The organism is Peribacillus sp. FSL M8-0224, assembly GCF_038003055.1.
Lineage (GTDB): Bacteria > Bacillota > Bacilli > Bacillales > DSM-1321 > Peribacillus > Peribacillus frigoritolerans.
The window spans coordinates 2,821,846-2,835,811 of sequence record NZ_JBBOOJ010000001.1 but is presented as its reverse complement, the minus strand read 5'-3'; the positions used below and the strand labels follow the sequence as shown (position 1 = coordinate 2,835,811).

The 13,966-nt window shown below is 39.1% G+C and carries 14 protein-coding genes; 10 read left to right on the top strand and 4 right to left on the bottom strand.

Going from position 1 to position 13,966, the window contains the following annotated elements; translation table 11 throughout:
• Positions 1 to 50: 50 nt before the first annotated feature.
• Positions 51 to 1,223 carry an anhydro-N-acetylmuramic acid kinase AnmK gene (gene anmK / locus MKX49_RS13525; protein ID WP_340876749.1) on the bottom strand — a complete coding sequence of 391 codons (1,173 nt, stop codon included), beginning with the start codon at positions 1,221 to 1,223 and terminating at the stop codon, positions 51 to 53.
• A 163-nt stretch (positions 1,224 to 1,386) separates the two neighbouring features.
• Positions 1,387 to 2,997 (bottom strand): glycoside hydrolase family 10 protein, encoded by a 1,611-nt coding sequence (locus MKX49_RS13520; RefSeq protein ID WP_340878545.1) that lies wholly within the window; start codon positions 2,995 to 2,997, stop codon positions 1,387 to 1,389.
• Between the two features lie 329 nt (positions 2,998 to 3,326).
• On the opposite strand from MKX49_RS13520, the gene murQ reads away from it, so the two are divergent.
• The 10 genes from murQ (at position 3,327) to MKX49_RS13470 (ending at position 11,830) form a co-directional block, all read left to right on the top strand.
• Positions 3,327 to 4,211, top strand: coding sequence for an N-acetylmuramic acid 6-phosphate etherase (gene murQ, locus MKX49_RS13515; protein WP_063575832.1), 885 nt, complete (start codon positions 3,327 to 3,329; stop codon positions 4,209 to 4,211).
• 40 nt (positions 4,212 to 4,251) lie between these two features.
• The gene (locus MKX49_RS13510) at positions 4,252 to 4,557 is read left to right on the top strand and encodes a PTS sugar transporter subunit IIB (RefSeq protein ID WP_034307721.1); all 306 of its coding nucleotides are present in this window, start codon (positions 4,252 to 4,254) and stop codon (positions 4,555 to 4,557) included.
• A gap of 48 nt (positions 4,558 to 4,605) precedes the next feature.
• Entirely contained in the window at positions 4,606 to 5,895 is a 1,290-nt protein-coding gene (locus MKX49_RS13505) for a PTS sugar transporter subunit IIC (RefSeq protein WP_048683650.1), read from the top strand.
• Positions 5,896 to 5,964: 69 nt separating this feature from the next.
• Positions 5,965 to 6,249, top strand: a complete 285-nt coding sequence (locus MKX49_RS13500; protein ID WP_340876747.1) for a hypothetical protein — start codon at positions 5,965 to 5,967, stop codon at positions 6,247 to 6,249.
• Between the two features lie 40 nt (positions 6,250 to 6,289).
• The gene (locus MKX49_RS13495) at positions 6,290 to 7,636 is read left to right on the top strand and encodes a 6-phospho-beta-glucosidase (RefSeq protein WP_340876745.1); all 1,347 of its coding nucleotides are present in this window, start codon (positions 6,290 to 6,292) and stop codon (positions 7,634 to 7,636) included.
• A gap of 80 nt (positions 7,637 to 7,716) precedes the next feature.
• Positions 7,717 to 8,046, top strand: a complete 330-nt coding sequence (locus tag MKX49_RS13490; RefSeq protein WP_034307713.1) for a PTS lactose/cellobiose transporter subunit IIA — start codon at positions 7,717 to 7,719, stop codon at positions 8,044 to 8,046.
• Between the two features lie 14 nt (positions 8,047 to 8,060).
• On the top strand, positions 8,061 to 9,164 hold the full coding sequence (locus MKX49_RS13485) for a DUF871 domain-containing protein (protein ID WP_340876744.1): 1,104 nt from the start codon (positions 8,061 to 8,063) through the stop codon (positions 9,162 to 9,164).
• Between the two features lie 34 nt (positions 9,165 to 9,198).
• Positions 9,199 to 10,095, top strand: a complete 897-nt coding sequence (locus MKX49_RS13480) for an N-acetylglucosamine kinase (protein ID WP_340876743.1) — start codon at positions 9,199 to 9,201, stop codon at positions 10,093 to 10,095.
• A gap of 25 nt (positions 10,096 to 10,120) precedes the next feature.
• A complete protein-coding gene (locus tag MKX49_RS13475; protein ID WP_048683641.1) occupies positions 10,121 to 10,987 on the top strand; it encodes a MurR/RpiR family transcriptional regulator in 867 nt (288 codons plus the stop codon).
• Positions 10,988 to 11,101: 114 nt separating this feature from the next.
• Entirely contained in the window at positions 11,102 to 11,830 is a 729-nt protein-coding gene (locus MKX49_RS13470) for a GntR family transcriptional regulator (protein ID WP_340876741.1), read from the top strand.
• A 156-nt stretch (positions 11,831 to 11,986) separates the two neighbouring features.
• On the opposite strand, the gene MKX49_RS13465 is transcribed toward MKX49_RS13470, so the two are convergent.
• Together MKX49_RS13465 and MKX49_RS13460 are read right to left on the bottom strand one after the other, a co-directional pair.
• Positions 11,987 to 13,189 (bottom strand): MFS transporter, encoded by a 1,203-nt coding sequence (locus MKX49_RS13465; protein WP_063593921.1) that lies wholly within the window; start codon positions 13,187 to 13,189, stop codon positions 11,987 to 11,989.
• A gap of 25 nt (positions 13,190 to 13,214) precedes the next feature.
• Positions 13,215 to 13,796: a TetR/AcrR family transcriptional regulator gene (locus MKX49_RS13460; protein ID WP_323597601.1), complete on the bottom strand. Its 582-nt coding sequence runs from the start codon at positions 13,794 to 13,796 to the stop codon at positions 13,215 to 13,217.
• Positions 13,797 to 13,966: the final 170 nt, after the last annotated feature.

The following is a 13,966-nucleotide window of genomic DNA, read 5'->3' as shown; positions in this document are numbered from 1 at the left end:
GAGTGGAAGGCACATCAATTATCGATGTGCCTTCCACTCTTTTTCAATGGTTAAAATGCATTTTTACGTCCCTTCAGATAGGAAGGAGGAAAGGTCATGTTTCCAAGGATGACATCGGAGTCAGCACCGGTAGCCTTGGGAACGTTACTTGTATGACCATGGAAAGTCTCATTTGCAAGTAATGCAAAAGCCACCGCTTCTTTCGCTTCAGAAGAGTATCCCAACTCTTCTTGAGTCAAAACTCGAATAGAATTTCCAAGCAGTGATTGAATCATGTTTAATAACGTTTTGTTATAGCTGCCACCGCCGCCAATGATCACTTCTTCAATACTGGTTTTTGGAAAGATGAAATTTCGATAGTTTTCCACAATGGACTTTGCTGTAAACATCGTTACTGTTGCCAAAATATCTTGGTTCGGAACCGATTCAAACATCTTTAATAGTTTTACTACATATTGCTTTCCAAACAATTCCCTGCCCGTTGATTTAGGCGGAGGGCTCATAATATAAGGATGACTGATACAATAAGATAAAAGTCCGTCATTAATTTGCCCTTGTTTAGCTATGTTTCCACCTTCGTCATAGCTTATATTGAACAATTGGCGGCATACTTCATCAATGATCATATTCCCAGGACCTGTATCAAAAGCGTACATGTCATCCAGAGATGCTTGCTTGGGTAAGACCGTTACATTTCCAATGCCACCTATGTTTTGAAGTAATCGTCCCTTTGCTTCACTTCTATAAAGAATGTATTCGGTAAAAGGAACAAGTGGAGCTCCTTGTCCACCAGCAGCCATATCCATCGTCCGGAAATTAGAGATGACAAGTGTGTTTGTATCGTGAGCAATTACTGCAGCTTCCCCGATTTGCAAAGTGGAGGGTATATAATTTTGTTCTTGTAAAGGCTGGTGGTAAATGGTTTGGCCATGGGATCCAATAAGATCCAGTTTATTAATGGGAAATCCAGCTTTATGACAAACTTCCTTTACGGCATTGGCAAATAATTTCCCTAATTTAAAATTCAAACTGCATATTAACTGCACATTGGATGTATCTGCAGATAAAGACTGCATAATTTCTTTTTCAATTTCTTTTGGAAACGGGCATGTCACGAACTCAATCATTTCCATTTCAGTCTCGAGTCCACTATTATTCACCCGAACAAGTGCGGCATCAATTCCATCCAGTGATGTTCCGGACATTAATCCAACTATGTACATCGTCATTCCACCTACTTCAATTCTTTTATCATCCTGATATAGCATAATATGCAACAGTTTATGCTATTAAGATAAAACCTTTTCCAATATATTGTTTATGGATGCTTTACTTCCATTGTTCACTGAGAAGCGCCTTTTAAACTATAATGCTATTTCTTGAAGGTCATTTTATTTTTATATCAATCTGTTTAGTTTGTTTGCTTTCATTGTGGGTGCGGTCCAATGCTGTCACAACATATGTGTAAGTCTTTCCTTTTTCTACACTGCCGTCATTAAACAATTGACTTGTATTTTCTTTATGCACTGTGGCAAGTAAGTTCGTTGAATCTTCAATGTTTCCTTTTTTCTTCCCATCAAAACGATAAATGGCATAATAGGTTGCATCTGATTGCTTATGATCTTGAATTTCGAATTGTATCCCATCTCCTGATTGTGTGGCCTTGCTCACCTTTGGGGCCTTTGGTGCATGATCATCAATCCAAGGCATGGCTGGAACCAATGCGGGATGCTTATAAATATCCTCGCTTAAGCGATTCGCTATCCCAAGGGGGTTTTTCCGTAAATCCTTGGCACTGAAATGCATGCTTCCATCAAATTCCTTATATGTTCGATTCAGTTTTAACTGGTTTGGCATTTCTTCAGGGTTGAACCAGTTTTGCACACCATTGGACTCTGTATTAATTTTATAGTCTCCCTGTCCGATATAGAGTTGAACATTTTTACCTGCGACTTCTTTTGTCCACCAATCCAGAAGTTTGGCATAGTCAGCTACTGGCAATCCTATATTCCAATATAATTGAGGGGCAATATAATCAATGTATCCATTATTGATCCATGTTCGGGTATCTGCATATAAATCATCATAATTCGTTTGTCCAGCGGCAGTGTCAGATCCTGTGGGATCAACTGCTTTGTTGCGCCAAACTCCAAATGGACTTATACCAAACTTCACATATGATTTTTCTGCCTTGATTTCTTCGTTTATATTCTTAACAAGGTTATTTACATTATCCCTGCGCCAATCTTCAACATTTGTAAATCTATCTGCTCCATATTTTTGATAGGAAATATCATCTGGGAAAGGTACTCCTGCAATCTTGTAAGGATAGAAATAATCGTCCATATGGACTGCATCGATATCATAATTCTTAACAACTTCCAATATTCCATTGATCACAAACCGTTGTACGCCAGGAATGCCTGGGTCAAAGTACAATTGCTGTCCATATGGTATGACCCAATCCGGATGCTTTCTAGCAGGATGAGATTCTGGAAGATTATCAATATCCGCTATTTCAGCTGTTTTACCTAAAGGCATCGTAACGCGGTACGGATTAAACCACGCATGGAACTCCATATTACGCTCATGTGCCGCTTCTACCATGAATGCAAGAGGGTCATACCCAGGATCTTTTCCTTGGACCCCTGTTAAATATTTTGACCATAGACCGTATTCAGAAGGATAAAAAGCATCCGCAGTGGGTTTGATTTGCATAACGACAGCATTCATCCCCATCGCTTTTTGTTCATCCAAATATTTTATGAATTCTTCTTTCTGTGCTGATATGGATAAACCAGGTTTGGACGGCCAGTCAATATTTAACACACTTGCAATCCAAGTTGCCCGCAGTTCCTGTTTTACATAAGTAGTTGCTTGCGGGATTGTCCCTGATTCTGCATTTACAAGCAAATCAGCTGGAAGGAGAAGTGATCCTCCCACCAAAGCGGCTAGTGCCAATGAACCGAATTTTTTCTTTGTAATTCTTTCATGCATCAATAGTACAACCTCATTTCATTACTAATATTTATATTTAATTATTTGTAAGCGTTAACAAATAATGAATATATGTATTTATCACCTATGAAAACTGAGATAAAATCCAACAATAAAAAGAATCGTAGGTTTGGTTCACGAAATGGCCACTCGGTTCACTTTTAATTTTTAGCAGAAAGATAACAATCATTAGTTATCTTACTTTTATTTTAAAATTAATTTTTAAAAATGTATACACAATATTGAAATTAATTTTTAATAGTGATATAGTCTCTTTAGCTAATAAAGTTTCACCACTTTCACCACTGAAATAAAAAAGGATGATATGTATGCTAGAGCATTTAACGACAGAGAGTCGCAATGAAAAGACCATGAGTTTAGATGAAATGGGAACTCTTGAATTTTTAGAAGTGATGAACGAAGAAGACATTAAAGTTGCCCATTGTGTAAAAAAAGAACTTCCGCAAATTTCTAAAGCTGTGGACATGATCGTTGAAGCCATGAATAAAAACGGCAGATTAATTTACATGGGTGCGGGAACAAGCGGGCGCATCGGTTTATTGGATGCAGTAGAATGTCCCCCAACATTCAATACCGATCCGAGTGAAGTAGTGGGTCTCATAGCTGGTGGGGAAAAGGCTTTCATTAAGGCGGTTGAAGGTGCTGAAGACAGTTTTGAATTAGGTCCAGAAGATTTGAAAAAAATCGAATTGACAAACAGGGACGTCGTAGTGGGCATTGCAGCTAGTGGACGCACTCCATATGTTATTGCTGGATTGGAATATGCCAATCAAGTTGGTGCAGGAACTGTGTCGATAAGCTGTAACAAAGGTTCCGAAATAGGTAAGATTGCAAAAGTTGCGATTGAAGTTGTAAATGGGCCTGAAGTCCTGACGGGTTCTACACGTTTAAAAGCTGGAACATCGCAAAAGTTAGTATGCAATATGCTTTCCACCGCCTCAATGGTTGGAGTTGGAAAGGTTTATGGGAATTTAATGGTAGATTTACAGTTAACGAATGAAAAGCTGGTTGAACGTGCAAAACGTATTATCATGGATGCTACTGACTGTAGCTATGAAATTGCAGATGAATTTTTAGAAAAGGCACATGCCCAGCCTAAAATTGCAATTGTCATGATATTAACGAATGTATCATATGAAGAAGCCTCAAATCGTTTAGTGAAGGCACAAGGATTCATAAGAAAAACGATTTAACGCTTTTTATAAAAAAATTAAAAAATTGGAGGAACAAATAATGAAGGTATTATTCGTATGTTCAGGTGGAATGTCCAGTGCAATCGTTGTAAGCGCTTTAAAAAAAGAAGGGGAAAAACAGGGTATAAACATAGAAGTATTGGCGGTCGGCACACAAGAATTCGATGCAGAAGTACGAAATGGCTGGGATGTTGCAATGGTAGCTCCGCAAGTCAAACATCGTTTCGATGGTTTTAAGGCTTCTGCAGATGAAGCGGGCGTCCCATGTGAAGCCATTCCAGCCCAAGCTTACAGCCCTCTTGGCGGACCTAAACTATTAAAACTGGTAACGGAACTAGCAAAATAATAACTAATTACTATTTCTTTTCACTAAACGTAAAAGGGGAAAACACGAATGGACAAGTTTGTAGCTTTTTTAGAAAATAATCTTTCAACACCTATGGCTAAATTGTCTGAGCAAAAGCATTTACGCGCAATTCGGGATGGTGTGGTTTCCGCGTTACCATTCATCATCTTTGGCAGTTTATTCTTGATCATTGCATTTCCGCCCGTTGCAGCAGATACTGCATTAGGTGAATGGTCTGCAAAACATATAGCTGAAATTTTAATTCCATATCGATTAACGATGTTTATCATGACGCTATATATTACTTTTGGTATAGGCTACAGCTTATCTCAAAGCTATAAACTTGATCCGCTATCTGGAGGTTTACTATCATTGGCAGCCTTCTTGTTCACAATTGGTGTAGAGATGATGGATGATGTGGGGTTTGTTTTGCCAATGACAAATCTCGGAGGCCATGGCCTTTTTGTAGGAATGCTTGTATCCATTTTTGCTGTTGAAATTCTACGTTTTTGTAAAACAAAAAATATCACGATTAAAATGCCGGATTCTGTTCCAACTTCAGTAGCCCGTTCATTTGAAGCATTAATTCCAGTTTCAATTGTCCTGCTTGTCATGACTTTAATTACAGTCGTTTTTGCTGTTGATTTACATTCACTTGTTGATAAAGCGGTTGCACCACTCATCAGTGCTGGCGATACATTGCCAGGTGTATTAATTCCAGTATTTTTGATTACATTCTTCTGGTCATTTGGTATTCACGGCGTATCGGTAGTAGGTGCCGTAGCTCGTCCGGTATGGGAAGTATACTTGGGGAATAACTCGGCAGCAGTTGCAGCTGGAAAGGCAATTCCCCACATAGCACCTGAAACATTCTTCCAATGGTTTATTTGGATTGGTGGATCTGGTGCAACATTGGGATTAGTAATAGCCATGCTCTTAACTGCGAAGTCCAGCTATAGTAAAGCAATGGGGAAAGCAACAATTGTGCCGAGCCTTTTTAACATCAATGAACCTGTTATCTTTGGGATGCCGATTGTACTGAACCCGGTACTGATTATTCCATTCATCATTACACCGCTGATTGGAGCAACACTTGCATATATAGCAACGTCCATCGGCCTTGTGAACCCGACATATGTAATGGTTCCCTGGACATTGCCCGCTCCAATAGGTGCCTACCTTTCAACGGGCGGTGATTGGAGAGCCATTGTTCTTGTGATGGTGAATTTAACCATTTCGGTCCTTATATATCTGCCATTCTTTAAGATGTACGATAAAAAGCTTTTAGCACAGGAAAACATGGTAGAAACCACGGATAATAAAAATATCGCTTTATAAGGAATACCTAAAAGGGAGTTTGGGACTAATGCTCCAAACTCCTTTTATAAATTGAGAGGGGGAAAGGACATGAATTCAACATCCAGAATTCACTTTTTTAGTTACAAAAGTGCCTTTCTATTTTTTGGCTTCATTCTTGTTTTTAATTTTATCTTTAACAGATTAATGGATGCCTTTGAGATGAATAAACAATTATCACTGTACTTAGGAAATACCTTTGCCATAAGCGCAGGATTGACGATGGTTGTTTGTTTTGTTGAAGGTAAGTTTAAAAACAAGAAACAAGTTACACTATTATTCTTGTCTTTATTAGCGGTAAGTGCACTGGTTTGTTATGCAATAATCTATAAATGAATGAAGAATCCAGATTAGCTTACGATGAGGTGTTGGGGAAATGGAAATGAAAAAAGGGCTGAAGATTGCCACAATCGGTGGAGGCTCCAGTTATACGCCAGAATTAATAGAGGGATTTATAAAACGATATGATGAGTTACCTATTAGGGAACTGTGGTTAGTGGATATTGAGGCAGGAAAAGAAAAACTGGAGATTGTAGGAACCTTGGCAAAACGGATGGTTGAAAAAGCAGGACTTCCAATGGAAATACATCTAACGTTAGACCGCCGTCAAGCCTTGCAAGATGCTGATTTTGTCACAACTCAAATGAGAGTGGGTTTACTTGATGCACGAATCAAGGACGAGAGGATCCCTTTGGAATTAGGATTAATTGGTCAAGAAACAAATGGAGCAGGAGGATTGTCCAAGGCATTACGAACGATACCCATACTTCTGGAAATTGCAGAAGAAATGGAGGAGCTCTGCCCTGATGCATGGTTAATTAACTTCACAAATCCAGCGGGGATGGTAACGGAAGCCCTGCTCCGCTACAGTAAACATAAAAAAGTCATTGGAGTATGCAATGTTCCATTTAATATGCATATGTCTATTTCTAGCATGCTTGGTGTCGATATGAAGAGAGTGCACATAGATTTCGCCGGTTTAAACCACATGGTATTCGGGATGCATGTGTTCGTTGATGATCAAGAAGTAACAGATAAAGTGCTTGAAATGCTTGGCAATCCTGAAGTTCAGCTGACGATGAAGAATATTGCCCCATTGGCTTGGAACAGAAGGTTTTTGAAATCTTTAGGAGTGGTGCCTTGCCCGTACCATCGGTATTATTACAAAACAAAAACGATTTTAGAAGAAGAGTTGGAAGCATTCAAATCAGGGAAAACCCGAGCTGAAATTGTGAAAAAATTAGAAGAAGGTTTATTTGACCTATACAAGGATGAAACCCTTGACATCAAGCCTCCACAACTAGAGCAGCGCGGTGGAGCTTACTATAGTGATGCAGCATGTAACGTCATTTCTTCTATTTATAATGATAAAAAAGACATTCAAGTGCTAAATGTACAAAACAAAGGATCGCTTACTGATATTGATTATGATTCAGCAGTCGAAGTAAGCTGTATTGTCACCAAGAATGGACCAATTCCTTTGGCTATGGGTAAATTACCCGTACAAGTGCATGGCTTGATTCAACAAATCAAATCATTTGAGAGAATTGGTGCTGAGGCAGCCGTTACAGGTTCTTATGATAAAGCGTTATTGGCTTTAACCATCAACCCGCTCATCCCAAGTGATGACCTGGCGGAAATGGTTTTACAAAAACTTTTAAAAGCGCATGAAGAATACTTACCGCGATTCTTCAGTGAAAGTGCTGTTCCGAACATCAAGTGAATGGTGTTTTAAGCAGTGAATCTGGATTACAGTAATCCAATGAACCTTCATAATCTAACATAAAATGGGAGTGTAATGATATGTCAACTGAACTGAACAATAACGAAATGGAGATTTTTGAAATAATATCACATAGTGGAAATGCAAGAGGATTAGCATTCGAAGCACTGAAAGAAGCGGAAGAATTTAATTTTGAAAAGGCAGAGGAACTAATTAAACAAGGCCAGGAAGAATTGAACATGGCCCATAAGACACAAACCAAGCTCATTCAAGCAGAATTGAATGGAGTTCCAAGTGAGAAAACTTTATTGATGATTCATGCTCAAGATCACTTGATGACTGCAATGAGCGAACAAAAACTAATAGAACACATGATTCGCATAGTAAAAAAGCTAGCCCCACAACAGTAAAGAGGTGATTAAAAATGGGTAAACTCGGTATATCTATCTATCCAGAGCATTCAACCGTTGAAAAAGACATGGAATACATTGCACTTGCACACAAATATGGCTTCAAAAAGATCTTTACTTGCTTGCTTTCTGTCGAAGGAGATAAAGAGAAGATTTTAAAAGATTTTAAAGAAACGATTCATTATGCCAATCAATTGAATATGGAAGTGATGGTCGATATTGCTCCCCGAGTATTCGGTTCACTAGGCATTTCGTATAATGATTTATCATTTTTTGCAGAATTAGGTGCGTATGGAATCAGGCTGGACATGGGTTTTACAGGCAACGAAGAGTCGATCATGACACATAATCCATATGGTCTAAAAATTGAAATAAACATGAGTAATGCAACGAAGTATCTAGAAAATATCATGGATTACAAACCAAATATAGAAAATTTAGTTGGATCGCACAACTTCTATCCCCATCGCTATGCAGGATTGAGCTATCCACATTTCATTATATGCTGTGAGTCATTCAAAAAGCATAATATCCGCACGGCAGCTTTCATCAGCTCACATGCAGCAACGTACGGACCTTGGCCTATAATGGAAGGATTATGTACATTGGAAATGCACCGGGAATTACCGATTACAACACAAGCGAAACATTTGTATGCTACAGGATTGATTGATGATGTAATCATAGCAAATGCTTACGCATCTGAAGATGAATTGAAACAGCTTAGCTTGTTAAACAGCGGTCTGTTAACATTTAATGTTAACCTACACGAAACCATAACAGCTTTGGAGAATAAAATAGTATTGGAAGAATTCCATTTTTACCGTGGAGATGTTTCCGATTATCTGATTCGCTCGACTCAATCACGCGTGAAATATAAGAGCGAAGAATTTAAACCAACATATACGCCTGATATTAGACGCGGTGATATATTAATTGAAAACGAGCTCTATGGACAATATAAAGGGGAATTGCAGATTGCATTGAAGGAAATGAAGAATTCGGGGAAAACGAATGTAGTTGGCCGAATAGCAGAAGAGGAAATTTTTCTCCTCGATTATTTGGAACCATGGGGGAAATTCCAATTCAATATTAATGGATCAGGGAAGGAACGGTGATATTCCTTCCTTTTTTACTGAATAGGAGAATGACATGAATTATATTATCGGTGTTGACGGCGGAGGGACCAAAACTGAAGCAGTGGTTTATGATATGGATGGTAATAAAATTAGTGAAGGCAGAGCGGGGTTTGGAAACCTGCTTATTAATGAAAAACAAGCCACCGCTAACATTATACAGGCAATTGAACAAAGCATGACTCCTATTGATGATGGCAGCTGCCTATACATTTGTTTAGGATTAGCCGGGTATGGAGGAGTTGAAAATCCGCAGGGCATAAAAAGTGCATTAAGCAAGGCATTTAAGGCCCCGTTCACCATTGTAAATGATGCAATTATCGCTCATGCTGCTTTGCTAAAAGGAAATGATGGCATTTTGACCATATCCGGAACGGGATCTGTAAGTATCGGCATCCATGAAGGAATCGAGAAATCGGCTGGTGGATGGGGACACATTCTTGGGGATGAAGGAAGTGGCTATTGGATCGCCATGCAGGCTTTTATAAGAATGACGAAAGAAGAGGATGAGGGGTATGAATATAGCCATTTAACCGAGTCGATACTGAAAAAACTTGGCTATCTTAGTGTAATGGAACTGAAGAAATTCATTTATTCTGCCACGAAATCCGAGATTGCCGCGTTTGTTCCCCTAATAGTCCAACATGCGGAGAAGGGTGATGGCTTCTCGCAAAATATTCTGAATCAGGCCGGGTACCACCTTGCAAAACAAACGCTTGAGGTTATCAAGAAGTTAAAGTTGTGTAAGAATGTTACAATTGCATTAAAAGGTAGCATATTGACTAATGTACCATTGGTGCAAAGCTCATTCATCAATCATATTAAACTTGAAAACCCAAATGTGAAATTTGTTTTAGAAGACGTATCAGCTACCTTGGGTTGTTACTACATAGCAATGAAGCATTTAAAGTAAGTAAAGATCAAGGAGAGTAAATCATATGCACGGCGAAAATATTATATTGAGAATTGAAAGTTTATTGAACCAACTGCCCAAATCAGAAAAGAAAATTGCACAATATATTTTAGAAAATCCAAAAGATATAGTGAGAATGACGATACATGAATTGGCTGACCATGCCAATGCCAGCAGTTCGGCAGTAACGAGGTTCTGTCATTCCATAAAAGTTAATAGTTTTTCAGAACTGAAGGTATCCCTATCCTCCCTGATTTCCCAGCCGGAGAAAAAAGGTTTCCATGACATTGAGCCTAATGAAACAATAGCATCGATTAAAAATAAAATAGTGTCCAACTCCGTCCAGGCCATACAAGAAACGGCACATTATTTGGATGAGGCCGTTCTTGACAATATCATTGAAACCATGAGGAGTGCAGATGTGATTTATGTCTATGGTTTAGGGGCATCATGGCTCGTTGCTGAAGATATTACTCAGAAATGGTTACGGTTAGGAAAGATTGTAAGTGCCAATCAAGACCCGCATATTACGGCCACTGCACTTGCTGCATCATCAAAGAATACCGTTTTTTTCTGTATTTCCAATAGTGGCGAAACTGAAGAAATTCTGGAACTCGTTGATATTGCTAAAGCATATGGCATTAAAACAATTGGTTTATCGCGATTGGGGAACAATGGACTAACTAAAAAAGTTGATATGTCACTAAATCATGTACGTGCACCGGAGGCTAAATTCCGAAGTGCTGCAACAAGTTCGCTTTTTGCCCAATTTCTAACGGTCAGCATTATTTTCTATGCGTATGTTTCTAAATACTATAATGAAAATAAAAACGAAATTGAACGTTCAAGGGAATCGGTACTGAAATTCACAAAAAGGAATTTGGATACCTAAATGTGGGCCTAATAAAATGGATAAAATCAACGAACTTAAATTTTAGCTTGAGATGTTTCCGATCAGGATGCCTTGTAAGAATATACATCACGATGAAAGGAAGATGTAAGCTGAATGATCCAAAAGAATTCTCCGAGTCCCATTTATCATCAACTTGAAGAGGAGATTAAAGGAGCGATTCAAAGTCTTGAATTGGTGCCAGGAGAGATGATTCCTTCAGAAAAAGAATACACTGAAAAATATGGCATAAGCAGGATGACGGTGAGACAGGCCATTTCTAACCTCGTGAATGGCGGTTATTTATACAGGCAGCGCGGAAAAGGAACATTCGTTGCCGAACAAAAATCGGAGCCGCCCTTGCAAGGTCTGACTAAATTTACAGAGGATATGATTTCAAGAGGACTTAAACCAAGTACGCGAGTTATCAGTTTTACGGAGGTCAAGGCAGATAATGAACTTGCTGCAAATCTTGAGGTTGAAGCAGGTACTGCTATTTTCGAACTGGAACGTGTAAGGCTTGCTGATCGGTTGCCGATGGCATATGAAAAGCTATACATCCCTAAAAATCATGCCCTGGACCTTACGGAAGAAATAGCTGTAAGTGCCATTCATGATTATGTTGAAAAAAAGTTCGGCTTAAAAATCAAGCATGGCAGACAGGTAATTGAAGCCGCCATCGCTCAAAAAAAAGAGGCGGAAATGCTCGGGATAGCTGAAGGTTCCCCTGTATTGCTGATAGAACGAAGAAGTACCCTTGAAACCAATCAACCAGTTGCGGTTGTCAGATCTGTCTACCGGGCTGATCGGTATACATTCAAAATCAATTTGGAGCGGTTATCGTGAGCAAAATGGGAGTAATAATCCCGTTCTCAAAAGATAACTAAAAACCCCCCTTGCCCAAATATGGACAAGGGGGGTTTTTTAGTAGAATATCATTTTTCAAGTTTGAGAATTTGCCAGATAGAAAGGAAAGATACGATTAACAATCCGGGACTTTCATTATTTCGCTAAGCTTTCTGTCAATCGGTTTTCTTTCCAAATGACTGTAATGCCAAGGCCAATGACGATAATGACAGCAGCGAAAAGATAAGGGTAGTGGATGTTTACGTCAAAAAGCAATCCTCCCATGGATGGCCCGGCGATATTCCCTAAGCTCGTATAGGTGGAGTTCATTCCAGCAACGAATCCTTGTTCTTTCCCGGCAGCTTTTGATAAAAATGTCGTCAATGCCGGACGAAGCAGGTCAAATGCAAGGAATATGAAGCAAGTTACCACTAGTACTGCCAAAAAGCTGGAAATCATAGTGGATGCTACCGCAAAAATGGCCCCGACGATTAAACATAATTGGATAAGCTTCTTTTCGCCGAGTATATCTACCAGCTTTCCAAACATGAATACTTGCACAACAACTCCGAAAATAGAGCTTATTGTAATGATAATGGCAATATCCTTCGGCGTGAAGCCGAATTTATGATCAGAAAATAGGCTAAAAACCGTTTCATAGGCTGACAAACCAAAAGCGAGTACAAATACAATGATGAACGCAATAAAGTAAAGCGGATTCAGAGATTTTTTTAAATCGCCGATAAAGTTCGTTTGCTTTGTATTAGCAGAAACTTTTGCAAGCTGTTCCTTTGTCATCGGTTCTTTTAAAATGAACATTGATGAAAGGCAAGCTATAAAAGCAATGCCCGCCGCAAGGAAGAAGGGCAAGCGTATACCATATTCTGCAACAAAGCCACCGATTCCTGGTCCTATTATAAAGCCCAAGCTAATGGCGGCTGAAATATAGCCCATTGCTTTAGGCCTTTCTTGAACGGATGTAATGTCCGCAACATATGCAGTAACACCTGGCATGATAAAGGCGGCACTGATTCCGCCAAGGATCCTTGATAAATAAAACACCGACACGTTTGTCCCTACACCGAAGATTAGTTCCGAAACACCAAAAAGGAATAAGCCGATGATGATGATTTTCTTTCTGCCGTAACGGTCAACCCAACGACCTGCGAATGGAGACATGACAAGCTGTGAAACCGCAAATACGGCAACCAGATAGCCCATCGTGCTTCCGGATAAATGCATGATATTCATAAATGACGGCATAACGGGGATGATGAGTCCTATTCCCAGAAAAGCAATGAATATATTGCTTAGAAGAATAATTAATACCGCCTTTTGATCTTTAATTGGTTTATTCATGTGTTAACACCACTTTCTTTGTGAATCATTTTTGTGAAATACCCCTCCAAAACACTTTCCAGGAGGCAGTTAATTTATCCTTCAGCCTTTTCTCATCATTGCCGTATACAAGCTCAAGCAAAATGGAATCCACGACTCCCAAGAATGCATAGGTCGGCGTTATGGCTTCATCTTCGACGATTAATTTGGCATCGATCCAATCATGGAATTTACATTCCAGGATCGCCTGCACCTTTTCCTCGATATCTATCACTTCCTGCCCGATTTCTTTTTCAAGATGCGCTGGCGGAAAAAAGGACATACGCAGCCAAAACTTTATATGCTCATTTTTTTGGAAAAGGTCGATGACCAATTGAAGGAATCCGTATAAGTCTTTTTCAGGATTTTTTGAATCAACTTTACTGAAATATTGGAGTTTCGACGATAGCTCCGTCTCTTTCGCATCACGTAAAACTTGCAGGAAAAGATCATCCTTGCCTTTAAAATGAGCGTAAATGGATTGCTTTTTCATGCCGACTTCTTCAGCTATTTGAGAAAGCGAAGCTCCTTCATAACCATGAATCGTGAAATATTTTAGAGCGGCTTCCTTAATTTCATTACTTTTCAATAATATCACCTCATAATTTAACGAACGTTCGTCAGTTATAATAGCAAATTACATAAATATATGCAAGCGAATATGTTAATAAAAAAGTATTATGCCCGAGATCATTGATAATTATGGCGCTATGTTTGAAAAGGACATAGATATGCACTCAAGGCTATTCACAAAATTCC